Here is a 14887-nt window from a genome sequence, read left to right as displayed (position 1 = left end):
CGCGGTCCAGCCAGGCACTACTTCCGCCGGCGACGAGTGCCGCCGAATTTCGCTTTGATGATCTCGCGGATCCCCATGTGTACGGCGTTTTGTACTTCCCGATCGTGCCAGAGCGTTTCCAACCAGCCGGGCCCCTTGGGCTCCGCAGGCTCCGGCATCGGCGGCACGGGCTCGTCCGCCGGGACCGGCGGGTAGCCGGACTGGGTCTGCGGCGGCTGCGATCCGGGTGGGGCCGGCGAATACTCCGGTTGCGCCGGTTGTTCAACCGTCTGGCCGTACTTCTGTTGCAGCGGACTGTTTTTCACCACGGCGGCGAGCTCGTCGGCGCCGATCGCGGCCATCAGCGACCGCGGCACGCGCATGCGCGTCCAGGCCACCGGTGTGGGCGCGCCCTTCTCGGAAAGCACGGTCACGACGGCCTCGCCGATCCCCAGCGACGTCAACGCCGATTCTAGGTCGTAGACATCGGTTTTCGGATATGTGCGGACGGTCTTGCTGAGTGCCTTCTGGTCGTCGGGGGTAAACGCCCGCAGCGCGTGCTGCACCCGCGCACCCAACTGGGACAGGATGTCGTTGGGGATGTCCGTGGGCAGCTGAGTGCAGAAGAAGACGCCGACGCCCTTGGAGCGGATCAGCTTGACGGTCTGTTCGACCTGCTCGAGGAAGGCCTTGGACGCGTCGGCGAACAGCAGGTGCGCCTCGTCGAAAAAGAAGACCAGCTTGGGCTTGTCGATGTCGCCGACCTCGGGCAGGACCGCGAACAGGTCGGCCAGCAGCCACATCAGGAAGGTGGAGAAGATCACCGGACGCACCGACTGCCCGCTGAACTCCAGCAGCGAAACGATGCCCTGCCCCTGCGCGACGCGCAGCAGATCGTTCGGGTCGAGCTTGGGCTCGCCGAAGAACGTGTCGCCGCCCTCGCCCGCCAGGTTCACCAGCGCCCGCAGGATGACACCCGCCGTCGTCGACGACACCCCGCCCAGGTCTTTCAGATCGGCCTTGCCGTCGTCGCTGGCCAGGTGGCTGATGACGCCGCGGAGCTGATCGAGGGTGACCAGCGGACGGTTGTTCTCCTTGGCCCAGTGGAAGATCAACCCGAGCGTCGACTCCTGAGTCGCGTTGAGCCCCAACACCTTCGACAGCAGAACCGGGCCGAAACTTTCCACGGTCGCGCGCACCGGCACGCCCACACCCCCGGTGCCCAGCGACAGGAACTCGACCGGGAAGCCCGTCGGCTGCCAGTCGTCGCCGGTGTCTTTGGCCCGCGCGGCGGTCCTGTCGTTGGATTCGCCGGGCCGGGCCAGGCCCGACAGGTCGCCCTTGACGTCGGCCATCAGCACCGCGACACCGGCCGCGCTGAGTTGTTCGGCGATCAGTTGCAGCGTCTTGGTCTTGCCGGTTCCGGTCGCCCCGGCCACCAGCCCGTGCCGGTTGACGGTGGCCAGCGGGATGCGAATCTGCGCAGTCGGGTCGGCGTGCCCGTCGATGACGACCGTGCCCAGTTCGAGTGCCTGGCCTTCGACGGTGTAGCCACTGGCGATTCGCTGCGCGGGGGACGCTGATTCGGTGCTCATCGTGCTGGGCCCCTCTCTCCCTGCAGTCCGGCAACACTCACACTACTTGCCAGGGGGCGGCGCAGGCAGGGCCCGAGTGGGCTTAGTGTGAGCGCTGTGCGCGAAGAATTGGTGTGGATCGACTGCGAGATGACCGGGCTCGACCTGGGCTCGGACAAGTTGATCGAAATCGCGGTCCTGGTCACCGACGCCGAGCTGAACGTGCTGGGCGACGGGGTCGACGTGGTGATCCACGCCGACGACGCCGCGCTGTCGTCGATGATCGACGTGGTCACCGAAATGCACTCCCGCTCGGGGCTCATCGACGAGGTCAAGGCGTCCACCGTCGACCTGGCGACCGCGGAGGCCATGGTGCTCGACTACGTCACCACGCACGTCAAGCAACCCAACACGGCGCCGCTGGCCGGCAACTCGATCGCCACCGATCGCTCGTTCATCGCCCGGGACATGCCAAAGCTGAACTCCTACCTGCACTATCGGATGATCGACGTCAGCTCGATCAAGGAGCTGTGCCGGCGCTGGTATCCGCGCATCTACTACGGCCAGCCGGCCAAGGGTCTGGCCCACCGGGCGCTGGCCGACATCCACGAGTCCATCCGGGAGTTGCGGTACTACCGACGGACCGCGTTCGTGCCCCCGCCGGGGCCGTCTACCAGCGAAATCGAGATGGTCGCCGCCGATCTGCAGGGCCCAGAGAACGCCACTCGAACAAACGATTCGGACACCGAGGCACCCAACCGCTAGTATCGGTGGTCGCCGCTCGTTGGCCCAGGTATGGATGCCGGCTCGCGGCCATGGTGGCTGTAGTTCAGTTGGTAGAGCACCAGGTTGTGATCCTGGGTGTCGCGGGTTCGAGTCCCGTCAGCCACCCCAAGTTAAGCCGTTGCGTCGGTGGTCGATCGTAGAGTGCCCGCATGAGGACGCTCATGGCGTCGGGGTTCGCCGGGTTAGCTGCCGACGCGGCAGCCGTCGTGGCGGCCAGACAAGTCAGCAAGACGCGCAAAGAAGAAAGACTCAATCGCGACTTGGAGAGCGTTCAGAAGCGGTTTGAGTGGGTCGTCGATAGGTCAATCGCCGCAACCGGGCGGCATGCTGGCGAAAGGTCGTCGGTGCTTACGAAGCCCAGACTGCTGCGATGTTGAGGTCGACATCATCAGGATCTACACGGACGACAAGCTCGGCAGCTATTGCAAGACATCGTCGATGAGCCCAAGTCGTCTGCGGCCGAGCGGCAGCGGGCAGAGGACCTGTTGCGCCTAGGCCCTGAGGGTCTTGCCGCCCGCATCGAACATTCACAGCAGGAGCGCGGCCAGGTCAGCTCCTAGCCAGAGTCCAGCCGGCGGCCAGTACCCGAGCAGCCCACCGGCGAGCAGCGCGACACCGATCATCGTGATCACCCAACCGCGGCTGATCGTCTTCGGTGACTCGTCCATGATTCGATGATGGGCCGCCGGGCGGCCATTTTTCACGCCTTTGAAGGCCTGTCTCCTGCTAACCCATCGTCACCACCGCGCCCGCGGCCATGAGAATTATGGCTCCGAGCGCTACCAGGATCACCGCGATCGCCACCCGCGCGATGTCGTCTTCGGTGGGCCGCCGACGCGGCTGGATCGCGGCGTGAATGGTCTTGGCTCGCCACACTATTGAGTCGATTCGTGCGAGCACGGCGGCGCTGGGGCTCAGCGGTGCTTCGTCTTGCGGCGCGGGGATTGCGAGGGTCATCTCGAGACCTAAGCGTGCGAGCCCCGCGAGGGGTCGGTCGCGCAAAAGGACAGTCTCTTCATGTCATCGACGATACAAACCGAACGTCGGCACGGGAATCACTATTGGAGCAAATGTGGCTAACAGTACGAGCACGGGAAATCGCTCCGCGGCCGCTCGTTGATTCCGGAGCCGCTGAGACTGTAGCCACTTCTGTTCTGCCGCAACAGCCTTCAGGTGTTGGCGTTGCCGGCCTTCCACACCGGCCAGGGGACGTTCCAGTCCCCCAGGCCCTCGGTGCCCGGCAGCGTCGGCCCCACGGTGTGCACCACCTCGACGATGTCGCCGCTCTTGCTGTGGTCGTAGAACCACTGGGCGTTGCTGGGGCTCACATTCAGGCAGCCGTGGCTGGTGTTGGTGTGGCCCTGCGCGCCGACCGACCACGGCGCGGAGTGCACGAAGACCCCGCTGTAGGACATCTGGGTGGCCCACTCGACTTCGGTGCGATACCCGTTGGGCGAGTTGACCGGAACGCCGTAGGTCGACGAGTCCATGATGATGTGCTTGAAGCGCGCACCCACGATGTAGAAACCGTTGGCCGTCGGGGTGCTGTCCTTGCCCATCGACGTCGGCATGGTCCGGACCACCTCGCCGTTGACCCGCACGGTCACCATCTTGGTGGTGTCGTCGGCGGTCGAGATGACCTCGTCGCCAATGGTGAAGTGCGTCTTGACGTTGTCCTCGCCGAACATCCCGTCGCCCAGGTCGACACCGTAGGTGTTGACCGCCACGTCGACCGTCGTGCCCGACTTCCAGAAATGCTCTGGGCGCCAGCGCACTTCCCGGTTGTTCAGCCAGTAAAACGCGCCCTCCACCGGCGGGTTGGTGGTGATCTTGATGGCCTTCTGCGCCGCGGCGCGGTTGGCGATGTTCTCGTCGAAGCGGATCGCCACCGGCTCGCCGATTCCGGTCACCTCGCCGTCGGCGGGACTGACGTAGGGCATCGTCAGGTGCGCCGGCGAGCTGGTCTGGAAGCTCATCTGCCGGGTCGCGGCGCCGCCGAGCCCGAGTGCCTTCACGCTCAGCGTGTAGCGGCGGTTGTAGCCCAGCTGTTCGGTCGTCGACCAGCGAAGCCCGTCGGGGCTGAGCTGGCCGCTGATCGAGCGGCCGTTCTCATTGACCATCGTGACCGACCCGAGCACGCCGTCGGCGACGCTCACCGTCACCGGCGCATCCACGGTGACGCCGACGGCGCCGTCGCTCACCGAGGAGGTGAGCTTGGGCACCAGCAGGTCGGCAAACGGCGTGCCCTTGTCGAAGATCACCTTCGCCGGCGCGGCGGCGTGGTTGCTGCTGCAGGACACGCCGAGCACAGCAAACGCGACCATGGCGACAACCAGCCATGACCTCCGCCTGCGCAAAGGCGTCATCGAGCAACCCCTCCGAATCGATCCGCTTGATTGGTCACCGCTGACCAGAAACAGTGGAAGCATTGTAATGAATTTCCGGCCGCCCACAATCCCCGATTGGGCCGCCGTGACGGATGCGTGATTTACACCGGCTGGCCGACCGGCTCGCGGCGCTCCGCGTCGACCCTGCGTCGGGTCGCGACGGCCTCGACACGCGCGAGCTTGACGATCGCCGCCGTCATCACCAACGCGGCCACCACCAGGGCGGCGATCCCGGCCCGGCCGGTGTCCAGGGTCTCGCCGAGGACGACGACGCCCAGCGCCGCGCCCACCACCGGCTGCGACATCTGCAGGGCGGGCATCGACGCGGTCAGCGGACCGGCCCGGAAAGCCAACTGGCTGAACGCGAATCCCCCCGCCGCGACCGCAAGCCACGCGTACAACTCTGGGGTGCGGGCCAGCGCCCCGGCGCCCCCGCCGAGCCGCGCGACGACCTCCTTGGTCAGCACCGCGAACACACCCCACAGCGAACCCGACACGAACGCCAGGAGCACCGCGGCCACCGAGCCGCCCCAAACACGTGCTGCCACAACGCATGCGACGAACAGGGGCCCCAGCACCGCGGCCACCGCCGCCCAGGTACCCAGCGATGCGCTGGAACGGCCGGCCTGCGGATTGCCGACCACGACGACCACGATCACCGCGGCGGTCAGCAGGCCGGCCCAGATCCACTCGCCGCCGCTGACCGCTCGGTGCGACAGCCGGGCATTGACCGGCAGCGCGAACAGCAGCGAGAGCATCAGCAGCGCCTGCACCAGCAGCACCGAACCGCGGCCCAGCGCGGCCGCCTGCAGCGCGATGCTCGCGGCGAGCAGCACCAGCCCCCACCACCACCGCTGGCTGCGGGCCAGATTGGCGAACAACTCGAGGTGGCCGACCGTCTTGGCGGTGGTGCAGTGCGCGGCTCGTTGCTGCAGCACGTCGCCGAGCGCGATACACAGCGCGGAGGCCAGCGCCAGCAAGGCCGCGATATGCGCGCTAGCCACGGCCGGTCGCGACCTTGGTTGGCCACCTCTTGATCAGCGGCCCGCGCCGGCTCGGCGCGTCGGAAGCCCAGCGGCGCCGCCCCACCTCGGCGGCGTCGGCTTCGCCGGTCGCCAACCGTTCGTGCAGCCGGGCCAACGGTTTTGGCGCCCACCAGGTCCACCGGCCGAGCAGATGGATGGACGCCGGGACCAGCACCATCCGGACCAGGGTGGCGTCGGCCAGCACCGCAAGGGTCAGGCCGAGGCCGAGCATCCGCATGAACGACACGTGCGCGGGGATCAACGCGGCGAACGAAATCGACATCACCACCGCGGCGGTGGTGACCACCCGGCCGATACCGGCGATGCCCAGCACCGTGCTCTCGTCGGTGGCGGCGCGCGCCTCGGCCGCGATGGGCCGTTTCTCCCGGGCGGCCAGCGAAGCGCGCCAGTATTCGTGGATGCGCGAGACCAGGAACACCTCGTAGTCCATGGCCAGCCCAAAGGCGATGCAGAACAACAACACTGGGATGTTCGCGTTCAGCGTCCCGTTGGGGGTCGTCCCCAGCGCACCCAGGTGACCGTCCTGGAAGATCCACACCATCGCGCCGAACGCCGCGGTCAGTGACAACACGTTGCACACCAGCGCCTGCAGCGGTATCACCGCGCTGCCGGTGAGCAACAACAGCAGCGCGAAGGTGATCACGGCGATCAACACCAACGCCGTCGGCAGCCGGTGGGTGATCGCGGCGACGCTGTCGCGGTTGATCTGGGCCAGGCCGGTCATCTGCACCGAGCGCCCCGCCGGCCCGGCGACCGCGTGCAACCGGTCGAGCTGGGTGTTGGAGGCCTGCGAGTACAGCGGCGCGGTGCTGGCCACCGTGAGGAATGCGCTGCCGCTGGCGACGCCGGTGGCCGCGGCCGGCGGTCCGACCGGGCGACCGGCAGCGAACGTCCCGGTTGGCGCGGTGACCGCGGACACGTCGGGCACGCGGGAGAGCTCGGCGGCGTAGCGCGCCAGGTCGGCCGGGGTCACCCCGTGCGCGTCGGGCACGACGACGGTCACCCCGGTCCCCAACCCGTTGGCGAAGTCGTTGTCCAACATGTCGGCGACCTGGCGCGCCGACGCCGAACGAGGCAACACCCGCTCGTCCGGAAAGCCCCACTTCACTCCCAGGAACGGGACGCCCAACAGCAGGAGCAGCGCGAACACACTCAGCCCGACCGGCACGGCGTGGTGCACCACGAATTTTGTCGATCGATACCAAAACAGCGAATAGACCGGCTTGTGGGCGTGATCGCGCCAGGACGGCGCCCGGGGCGGCACCCGGCGCGCCAACCACCGGCGGACGTCCACCGCGTCCAGCCGGGACCCGAGCAGCGCGATCGCCGCCGGGGTGACCACGACGGTCGCGATCGCGACGATGGCCGCGGTGGCGACGATGGTGTAGGCCGACGACTTCAGGAAGTACATGGGGAACACCGCCATCACCGCCATCGACAGCCCGACGGTGGTGGCCGAGAACAGCACCGTCCGGCCGGCGGTGGCCATGGTCCGAAACAACGCCAGGTCCCGGTCGCCCGCCCGGGCCAGCTCCTCGCGGTAGCGGCTGATGATCAGCAGGTTGTAGTCGATCGCCAGGGCGAGGCCCATCGCGATGCTCAGGTCCAGGGCGTAGGTCGACACGTCGGTCGCGAAGCTGATCAGCCGCAACACGGACATGGTGAGGACGATGGTCAACCCGCCCAACGCGATCGGCACGGCCGCCGCGACCACCCCGCCCAGCACCCAGACCAGCACCGCGAAGCTCAGCGGGATCGCGATGGACTCCATCAACACCAAATCGCGCGCGTTCTGGTCGTTGATCTGCGCGTACGCCACGGCCATGCCGCCGGCGCGGAGGGTGACGCCGTCGCGGTCGTGTACGAGTTCGCGAGTCAGGGTGCTGGCGTACCTCTGGGCGTCGTTCTCCCCGCCCTTCAGCCCGGCCACGATCAACCCGGACTTGTCGTCCTTGCTGATCAGCTGGGTGGCCACCTGCGGCGGGGACGTCCACGCCGAGGAAACGTTCAGGACCCACGGCGATCGTTTCAGGTGGTCGACGATGTCGGTGGCGACCTGCCGCGCCTGGGCGCTGCGGGCGCCCGCCGGCGTAGTCAGCGCGATCATCATCTGCTGATCGGTCTGGTCGAATTTGTCGCGCAGCAGCTCGGTCGCTTGCGCGGACTCCGACGTCGGGTCCTGAAAGCCGCCGCCCGACAGGCTGTTGACCACCGGAATGCCGAAAACCGCGGCCCCCACCAGGGCCAGGACCGCGACGGCGATGATGCGTCGCGGCGCGGCGATGGCAATTCGGGTGATTGCGCGCAGCATGGCGTATCGCTATACCCCAAACGCGGCCGACTGACCCACCCCCTGTGTGCCGAGGTTTGGCGTTCTGCCAGTCGGGTATCGGTGTGCAGAGCGCCGGTTGGGCTGGGCGAGCAGCGGATTGGATGAGCGATGACGACGGACGACGCCCTGAAAATCAGACATCCCACCGAAAACGACTGGCAGGCGGTCTATGCGAACCAGGCGCGCGCGTTCGGGGATCCGGTGGACGACGCGGATGTCGAGGCGTGGAAACGCCGGGTCGAACTCGACGACATCCTGGTGGCCGAGGACGTCACCGATGCGGAACGTCCGCGGCTGGTGGGGACGTCGATCATCTACCGCTCGCGGCTGACCGTGCCCGGTGGTGCCAGCCTGCGCGCCGCGTGGCTCACGATGATCACGGTCGCGTCGACGCATCAGGGCACGGGAATTTGGGCGCAGCTGTCCGCCCAGGGGCTGGGCATACTTTTGGACCGGGGCTACCCGATCGTCTGTGGGGTACCGACCCAGACGGCGATGTACGACGGTTTCGGCGCCGGCGTGGCCAGCTACCTCCACTCGTACTCGGTGGACCGCCGCTTCGCGAAGCTGCGGGATTCACCGGAAGCCAACCGGGCGCGCGAGGTCAGCGCCGACGAGGCGAAGGGCGTCCTGCCCGAACTGTACGAAAGATGGTGCGCCACAACGCCTGGGGCCGTCGATCGGAGCGACGCGTGGTGGGCCGACTCGTTGCAGGACCGGCCGACGCAGCGGGGCAACGGGTCCGCGCTGAACTACACGATCCATCCCGACGGCTTTCTGACCTATCGCGTCATCGGCGAGACCAAGCACGCGTTCCGGCCGCCGTTCGGCACCGTCGTCGTCGAGGACTTCTGCCCCATCACCGACGAGGCGCATACCGACCTGCTCGAGACGTTGCTGGTGCTGGAGATGTTCGACGACGTGGAGATCGACGTGCCGGTCGACGATCCGCTTCCGCTCAAACTGCGTGACCAGCGCGCCGCGCGAACCACGGGCCGCAGCGACTTTCTGTGGGTGCGGATCAACGACGTGCCCGAGGTGCTCGGTGCGCGCGCGTACTCCGCCGATGTCGAGGTGGTGTTGGAGGTCACGGACCCGCTCGACCTCGCGGGCGGCACGTTCCTGCTGCAGACGCGCGACGGCGCCGGGAAGTGCGTGCCCCACGACGGGCCCGCCGACCTGGAGCTGGGGCTGGCCGAATTGGCGACGATCTACCTGGGTGCGCATCGGGTGTCCGAGCTCGCCCGAGCCGGCCGCATCAGCGAGCTGCGCCCCGGTGCGCTGCGCGAGTTGGACGCCGCGTTCCGCACGGATCGGGCCCCGTACTGCGGGACGCTGTTTTGAGTCGCGCGGCTACCCTGGAAGGGATCCGGGATTTCGTGCCGCGGCAGAAGGCCTGTTATTGTCGCAAACGCGGTCTTGGATGACCGACGCGCCGTTAGCTCAGTTGGTAGAGCAGCTGACTCTTAATCAGCGGGTCCGGGGTTCGAAACCCTGACGGCGCACCATCGACGACATGGCTTCATCGCCAAGTGCCCTAAGGGGCGCCACAACTCACTCTGCCAACGCATAGTCGCGCGGCGCCTCGTGGGCAAGCTGGCTCACCCGCTGCGGCGACACACGTAGAAGCTTGCCGGCATCGCGCACCGGCACCCCGGCCCGCATCAGCCTCGCGGCACAGGTGGCCGCAGCGCGTTGCGCCTCCTCGGCGGCGGCCGCCGCTGCATCGCGCTGCTTGACGATCCCACGGGCAAGAGCCGCAATGTCGCCGATGCCAGCGACCTCGATACGGGCTACGTTGACCGCAACATCCGACAGGGGTGCATCAGTGCTGATGGCGATCAAACTGCGTGCCATATCTTCGATTTCGTCGACGCGGCGGGCCTGGGTGACCTGGTCTATCTCGGGCACATGGATCATCCACCAGCGGGCGTCGCGGGTGACTACGACCTCGTATTCGCGCATCACTGGCCCTCCTTGCTGGCCTGGATAGCTTGATCGACCTTGCGTACCACGCCTGGACTTATCGTGCGGTGGCTGTCGGGCACTGGAACCCAGACCCCAGACGGGTGGGCCCATTTCGAGTGACGACCGTCCGTGCTGATCCGGGTGAAGCCAGCATTCTTCAGTCGCCTGACGACCGACCGTGTGCTCTCCTACTTGACCACCAGATTAGTCCAGCCAACTAGACAGTATTAAGTCTAGCCGACTAGACAGATCAGGGGCTCCTGAACCATGCCTTCGCGCGTGGTTTTACTGAGGTGGTCAGCCCGATAGGTCATCCAGTTGTCCATGATCTCGGTTCCCGCGAGCACTGCGACGCACGGCGACTCGGCTGACATCGAGCGTATGGCCGATGACCGACACTGGTTAACAATCCCTGCCGCCGCAACGGCGTCTGCAGGTAGTTTCTGTTGCACACCGATCGCCGGCAAAGGAGCTGCCATGGGGTTCATCCAGCCGAACCTGCCCGTCGTCGAGATGGCCGAGTGGACCAAGCAGACCCGCGCCGAGCGCATCGTCCCGATGGCGCGCCACATCGCCCAGCACGGATTCGGCACCCCGCTGGTGATGCATGTGATGTACGGCGTCAAGATCGCGTTGTACATCCTCGGCGGCTGGCTGTTCGCGTGGACCACCGCGGACATCGGCGACTTCACCGCTGTCGGCGCGTGGTGGTCGGAACCGATCGTCTTCGAAAAGGCCGTGCTCTTCACGATGCTCTTCGAGGTCGTCGGCCTCGGGTGCTGCTTCGGGCCGCTGGCCGGGCGCTACTTCCCGCCGATGGGCTCGATCCTGTACTGGCTGCGACCGGGCACGATCCGGCTCCCGCCCTGGCCCGATCGGGTGCCACTGACCAAGGGCGACAACAGGACTGCGTTCGACGCGCTGCTCTACGGGGCTCTGGTCGCGTTGCTCGTGACCGCGCTGGTGTCCGACGGGACCGGGCCAATTTCCGCCCTGGACACCAGGATTGGCGTGCTGCCGTCGTGGCAGATCGTTGCGATCCTGGCCGTCCTGGCCATAGTCAGCCTGCGCGACAAGGTGATCTTCCTAGCCGCCCGCGGCGAGGTGTACGCCCCGCTGGCGCTGGTGTTCCTGTTTTCCGGGGCCGACATCATCGTCGGGGCCAAGCTGGTGTTCCTGATGATCTGGCTGGGCGCGGCGACGTCGAAGCTCACCAAGCACTTCCCGTTCGTGATCTCCACGATGCTGGCCAACAACCCGTTCATTCCCTCCGGTCCGCTCAAGCGATCGATGTTCAAGCGCTACCCGGATGACTTGCGGCCCAGCACATTGGCGGGCTTCATCGCCCACTTCTCCACCGCGGTGGAGGGTTTGGTGCCCCTGGCGCTGCTGTTGTCCCACGGCGGCTGGCCCACGGCCATCGCCGCGTTCGTGATGATCGTCTTCCATCTGAACATCCTGCTGGCCTTCCCGATGGGCGTGCCGCTGGAGTGGAACGTGTTCATGATCTTCGGCGTGCTGTCGCTGTTCGTCGCGCACGCGGGCATCGGGTTGTCGGCGCTGAGCGGGCCGTGGCCCGTGGTGCTGTTCGCGGTCATGGCGACGGTCGTGATTGTCGGAAACCTCTACCCGCGCAAGGTTTCCTTCCTGCCCGGCATGCGCTACTACGCGGGCAACTGGGACACCACGGTGTGGTGCGTCAAGCCGTCGGTGGACGAGAAATTCCGCACCGGCTCGCGCGCCCTCGGGCCGATGCAGCACCTCCAGCTCGAGCGGCTGTACGGCAACAAGGAGGAAACGCTCATCCCCCTGCACCTCGCCCTCGCGTTCCGCGGGATGAACACCCACGGCCGCGCGCTGTACACCCTGGTGCACCGGGCGTTGGCGGGCCACGACGAGGACGACTACAACCTGTGCGAGGGCGAGGTTTTGTGCTCGATGGTCCTCGGCTGGAACTTCGGCGACGGGCACATGCACAACGAGTGCCTCGTCGAGGCGCTGCAGCGGCGCTGCGGCTTCGAGCCCGGCGACGTGCGGGTCGTCATCCTCGACGCGCAGCCCATCCAGCGACAGACCCAGGAATACCGGCTCGTCGACGCGGCGACCGGCGAATTCGAACGCGGTTACATCGACGTCGACGACATGGTCACCAGCCAGCCATGGGCCGACGACCTCCCGGTGCACGTCCAGAGCGCCGCCGGCGCCGGCATGTCGTGACCCGTTGTGCCTAGCGGTTCCTGACCCGGCGGACCACGACCACCACGACGACCGCCCCGACCCCGGCCAGCGAGACGAGCACCGCGGGCTTTTGCACGAACTCGAGCACCCGGGCCTTGACGTCGTCGGCGAGGCGGCGCGGGTTGGCACGCTCGGCCAGCGAGTCGACGGTGGCCGCCAACTGGTCGCGGGCGACGTCGATGTCCCGCTTGATGGCCTCGGGGTCCCGGTCCGCCACGTGTCTGTCCTCCAAGTCCGGCTGATGCACCTGAGGCACTACCCTAGATCAGTGACCGAAACCCCACGTCTGGCGCCCGGAGACAATGCCCCCGCCTTCACCCTGCCCGACGCCGACGGCAACACGGTGTCACTGGCCGACTACCAGGGACGCAAGGTCGTCGTCTATTTCTATCCGGCCGCCTCGACACCGGGATGCACCAAGCAGGCGTGCGACTTTCGCGACAACCTGCACGAGCTCAACGTCGCCGGCCTCGACGTGGTGGGCATCTCCCCCGACAAGCCGGAGAAGCTGGCGAAGTTCCGCGACGCCGAGAGGCTGACGTTCCCGCTGCTGTCCGATCCCGACCGCACGGTGCTGACGGCCTGGGGCTCCTACGGCGAGAAGCAGATGTACGGCAAGACCGTCACGGGCGTGATCCGCTCGACGTTCGTGGTCGACGAGAAGGGCAAGATCGCCGTCGCGCAGTACAACGTCAAGGCCACCGGCCACGTCGCCAAGCTGCGCCGCGACCTGGACGTCTAAGCCAGATTTTCCAGCAGCAGCGCCTCGGCGACGGCCGCGCGTTCCAGCACGCCGAGGTGCAGGCTCTCGTTGATGCTGTGGGCCTGGGTGGCGGGGTCCTCGACGCCGGTGACGAGGATCTTCGCCTGCGGGAACGCGGCGGCGAACTCGGCGATGAACGGGATCGAGCCGCCCATGCCCATGTCGATCGGCTCGGCACCCCACGCCTGCCGAAAGGCCGCGCGGGCGGCGTCGTAGACCTCGCCGCTCGCGTCGATGGCGTAGGGCTGACCGACGTCGCCGGGCGTCACGGTCACCTGCGCACCCCATGGCGCATGCTTTTCCAGGTGGGTGCGTAGGGCCTGCAGGTGCGCGGCGGCGTCCCCGCCGGGCGCGACGCGCATGCTGACCTTGGCGCGGGCGCGCGGAATCAGCGTGTTCGACGACGCCGCAATCGATGTGGTGTCGATGCCGATCACGGTGATCGCCGGTTTGGCCCACAACCGCTGCGGTACCGAGCCCGAGCCGATCTCGGACACCCCATCCAACAAGCCGGTGTCCGCGCGCACCCGCTCGGGCGGATACGCGGGGTAGTTCAGGGCGGCCACGTCCGTTTCGTGCAGGCCCGCCACGGCCACGTTGCCGTCGTCGTCGTGCAGGCTGGCCAGCAGGCGCACCAGCGCGGTCAGGGCGTCGGGGACCACGCCGCCCCACAGGCCGGAGTGCAGGCCGTGGTCGAGCGTGGCCACCTCGACGACGCAGTCGGCCAGGCCGCGCAGCGACACCGTCAGCGCGGGAATCTCGGTGCTCCAGTTGTCCGAGTCGGCGATGACGATCACGTCGGCGGCCAGCGCGTCGCGGTGGGCGGCGAGCAGCCGGCCCAGCGACGGCGAACCGGACTCCTCCTCGCCCTCGACGAAGACCGTGACGCCCACCGGGGGCTTGCCGTCGTGCGCGCGGAACGCGGCCAAATGCGTTGCGATGCCGGCCTTGTCGTCGGCGCTGCCGCGGCCGTAGAGCCGGCCGTCGCGTTCGGTGGGCTCGAACGGCGGCGACGCCCACTGGGTGCGGTCGCCCTCGGGCTGCACGTCGTGATGGGCGTACAGCAGCACCGTCGGCGCGCCCGGCGGCGCCGGATGATGCGCGATCACCGCCGGCGCCCCGCCCTCGCTGACGATGCGCACATCGCCAAAACCCGCCTGCGACAACAGGTCCGCGGTCACCCGCGCGCTGCGGTGCACCTCGTCGCGCCGGGCGGGGTCGGCCCACACCGATTCGATGCGCACCAGATCCTCGAGGTCGCGGCGCACCGACGGCAGCACCTCGCGGACGCGCTCCGTTATCTCGCGAGCTGGGGGCACCTCCCGGTTGCGAGCAGACGCAAAAGCCCCTTCATCACGGCGTGTCGAGGCACTTTTGTGTCTGCTCGCGCTCAAGGAGTCTCCAAAATGGCGACCGCGGCCGCGGTGTCGCCCTCGTGGGTCAGCGACACGTGGATGGTCACGTCGGCCAGATGCTTGGCGATGTCGCCGGTCAACCGCACCCGCGGGCGCCCCCACATGTCGGTGACCACTTCGATGTCGCGGTGAATGCCCTCCGGCAGCACGGGGCGCTGGGCGAACCGCGACCCGGACCACGCCTTGATCACCGCCTCTTTGGCGGCCCAGCGGGCGGCCAGGTGGCGCGCCGCCGACGAACTCTTGTCCGACGCGTCGCGGCGCTCACCCGGGGTGAAAGTCTCGGAGAACACGGTTCCCGGCTGGTCGACCTGCTCGGCGAAATCTGGAATGGAGACCACGTCGATCCCCACACCGACAATTCCCATGGGTCGGAAGGCTAACGGATGACCAAGCGCA

The 14887-nt window shown here is 67.6% G+C and carries 14 protein-coding genes, 2 tRNA genes and 1 pseudogene; 6 read left to right on the top strand and 11 right to left on the bottom strand.

Annotated elements, in window-relative coordinates; translation table 11 throughout:
• Window positions 1-17: 17 nt before the first annotated feature.
• Complete coding sequence (locus tag AC5Y4Z_RS05595; RefSeq protein WP_499961321.1) at window positions 18-1574, bottom strand: helicase HerA-like domain-containing protein; 1557 nt, start codon at window positions 1572-1574, stop codon at window positions 18-20.
• Between the two features lie 96 nt (window positions 1575-1670).
• Here AC5Y4Z_RS05595 and orn point away from each other — a divergent pair, with 96 nt between their 5' ends.
• Both orn and AC5Y4Z_RS05585 read left to right on the top strand, forming a co-directional pair.
• Entirely contained in the window at window positions 1671-2318 is a 648-nt protein-coding gene (orn, locus tag AC5Y4Z_RS05590; RefSeq protein WP_499961320.1) for an oligoribonuclease, read from the top strand.
• 53 nt (window positions 2319-2371) lie between these two features.
• Window positions 2372-2447: transfer RNA gene (locus AC5Y4Z_RS05585), tRNA-His, on the top strand.
• A 419-nt stretch (window positions 2448-2866) separates the two neighbouring features.
• Here AC5Y4Z_RS05585 and AC5Y4Z_RS05580 read toward each other — a convergent pair.
• The 5 genes from AC5Y4Z_RS05580 to AC5Y4Z_RS05560 form a co-directional block, all read right to left on the bottom strand.
• Window positions 2867-3007, bottom strand: a complete 141-nt coding sequence (locus tag AC5Y4Z_RS05580) for a hypothetical protein (protein ID WP_499961319.1) — start codon at window positions 3005-3007, stop codon at window positions 2867-2869.
• A 58-nt stretch (window positions 3008-3065) separates the two neighbouring features.
• Window positions 3066-3296, bottom strand: coding sequence for a hypothetical protein (locus tag AC5Y4Z_RS05575; RefSeq protein ID WP_499961318.1), 231 nt, complete (start codon window positions 3294-3296; stop codon window positions 3066-3068).
• Window positions 3297-3508: 212 nt separating this feature from the next.
• On the bottom strand, window positions 3509-4705 hold the full coding sequence (locus AC5Y4Z_RS05570) for a L,D-transpeptidase (RefSeq protein ID WP_499961317.1): 1197 nt from the start codon (window positions 4703-4705) through the stop codon (window positions 3509-3511).
• A 122-nt stretch (window positions 4706-4827) separates the two neighbouring features.
• Window positions 4828-5730, bottom strand: a complete 903-nt coding sequence (locus tag AC5Y4Z_RS05565; RefSeq protein ID WP_499961316.1) for a DMT family transporter — start codon at window positions 5728-5730, stop codon at window positions 4828-4830.
• A complete protein-coding gene (locus AC5Y4Z_RS05560; protein WP_499961315.1) occupies window positions 5723-8083 on the bottom strand; it encodes an MMPL family transporter in 2361 nt (786 codons plus the stop codon). The genes AC5Y4Z_RS05565 and AC5Y4Z_RS05560 overlap by 8 nt, the downstream gene beginning before the upstream one ends.
• 129 nt (window positions 8084-8212) lie before the next feature.
• Between AC5Y4Z_RS05560 and AC5Y4Z_RS05555 the strand changes: the two genes are divergently transcribed.
• Both AC5Y4Z_RS05555 and AC5Y4Z_RS05550 read left to right on the top strand, forming a co-directional pair.
• Window positions 8213-9448, top strand: coding sequence for a GNAT family N-acetyltransferase (locus AC5Y4Z_RS05555; RefSeq protein ID WP_499961314.1), 1236 nt, complete (start codon window positions 8213-8215; stop codon window positions 9446-9448).
• 88 nt (window positions 9449-9536) lie between these two features.
• Window positions 9537-9612, top strand: a tRNA-Lys gene (locus AC5Y4Z_RS05550).
• A gap of 46 nt (window positions 9613-9658) precedes the next feature.
• On the opposite strand, the gene AC5Y4Z_RS05545 is transcribed toward AC5Y4Z_RS05550, so the two are convergent.
• Complete coding sequence (locus AC5Y4Z_RS05545) at window positions 9659-10069, bottom strand: HicB family toxin-antitoxin system (RefSeq protein WP_499961313.1); 411 nt, start codon at window positions 10067-10069, stop codon at window positions 9659-9661.
• Window positions 10069-10239, bottom strand: a pseudogene (locus tag AC5Y4Z_RS05540) (type II toxin-antitoxin system HicA family toxin); the annotation flags it as partial. The gene AC5Y4Z_RS05545 and the pseudogene AC5Y4Z_RS05540, both read right to left, overlap by 1 nt.
• 310 nt (window positions 10240-10549) lie before the next feature.
• On the opposite strand from AC5Y4Z_RS05540, the gene AC5Y4Z_RS05535 reads away from it, so the two are divergent.
• The gene (locus AC5Y4Z_RS05535) at window positions 10550-12289 is read left to right on the top strand and encodes a DUF3556 domain-containing protein (protein WP_499961312.1); all 1740 of its coding nucleotides are present in this window, start codon (window positions 10550-10552) and stop codon (window positions 12287-12289) included.
• Between the two features lie 10 nt (window positions 12290-12299).
• Here AC5Y4Z_RS05535 and AC5Y4Z_RS05530 read toward each other — a convergent pair whose 3' ends face one another.
• A complete protein-coding gene (locus AC5Y4Z_RS05530) occupies window positions 12300-12527 on the bottom strand; it encodes a DUF3618 domain-containing protein (RefSeq protein ID WP_499961311.1) in 228 nt (75 codons plus the stop codon).
• A gap of 51 nt (window positions 12528-12578) precedes the next feature.
• On the opposite strand from AC5Y4Z_RS05530, the gene bcp reads away from it, so the two are divergent.
• A complete protein-coding gene (bcp, locus tag AC5Y4Z_RS05525; protein ID WP_499961310.1) occupies window positions 12579-13052 on the top strand; it encodes a thioredoxin-dependent thiol peroxidase in 474 nt (157 codons plus the stop codon).
• On the opposite strand, the gene AC5Y4Z_RS05520 is transcribed toward bcp, so the two are convergent.
• Together AC5Y4Z_RS05520 and acpS are read right to left on the bottom strand one after the other, a co-directional pair.
• Window positions 13049-14467: a dipeptidase gene (locus tag AC5Y4Z_RS05520; RefSeq protein ID WP_499961309.1), complete on the bottom strand. Its 1419-nt coding sequence runs from the start codon at window positions 14465-14467 to the stop codon at window positions 13049-13051. The genes bcp and AC5Y4Z_RS05520 overlap by 4 nt on opposite strands.
• Window positions 14464-14856: a holo-ACP synthase AcpS gene (acpS, locus tag AC5Y4Z_RS05515; RefSeq protein ID WP_499961308.1), complete on the bottom strand. Its 393-nt coding sequence runs from the start codon at window positions 14854-14856 to the stop codon at window positions 14464-14466. The genes AC5Y4Z_RS05520 and acpS overlap by 4 nt, the downstream gene beginning before the upstream one ends.
• Between the last annotated feature and the right edge of the window lie 31 nt (window positions 14857-14887).

This window comes from Mycobacterium sp. NGS63 (genome assembly GCF_059812295.1).
The sequence above is the reverse complement of the archived record's forward strand: the minus strand, read 5'-3'. Positions and strand labels throughout refer to the sequence as shown.

What these genes read in the sequence shown, in the direction of transcription:
- AC5Y4Z_RS05595 (WP_499961321.1), bottom strand. Translation starts at nt 1,574, where the DNA reads ATGAGCACCGAATCAGCGTCCCCCGCGCAGCGAATCGCCAGTGGCTAC.
- AC5Y4Z_RS05580 (WP_499961319.1), bottom strand. Translation starts at nt 3,007, where the DNA reads ATGGACGAGTCACCGAAGACGATCAGCCGCGGTTGGGTGATCACGATG.
- AC5Y4Z_RS05575 (WP_499961318.1), bottom strand. Translation starts at nt 3,296, where the DNA reads ATGACCCTCGCAATCCCCGCGCCGCAAGACGAAGCACCGCTGAGCCCC.
- AC5Y4Z_RS05570 (WP_499961317.1), bottom strand. Translation starts at nt 4,705, where the DNA reads ATGACGCCTTTGCGCAGGCGGAGGTCATGGCTGGTTGTCGCCATGGTC.
- AC5Y4Z_RS05560 (WP_499961315.1), bottom strand. Translation starts at nt 8,083, where the DNA reads ATGCTGCGCGCAATCACCCGAATTGCCATCGCCGCGCCGCGACGCATC.
- AC5Y4Z_RS05555 (WP_499961314.1), top strand. Translation starts at nt 8,213, where the DNA reads ATGACGACGGACGACGCCCTGAAAATCAGACATCCCACCGAAAACGAC.
- AC5Y4Z_RS05545 (WP_499961313.1), bottom strand. Translation starts at nt 10,069, where the DNA reads ATGCGCGAATACGAGGTCGTAGTCACCCGCGACGCCCGCTGGTGGATG.
- AC5Y4Z_RS05535 (WP_499961312.1), top strand. Translation starts at nt 10,550, where the DNA reads ATGGGGTTCATCCAGCCGAACCTGCCCGTCGTCGAGATGGCCGAGTGG.
- acpS (WP_499961308.1), bottom strand. Translation starts at nt 14,856, where the DNA reads ATGGGAATTGTCGGTGTGGGGATCGACGTGGTCTCCATTCCAGATTTC.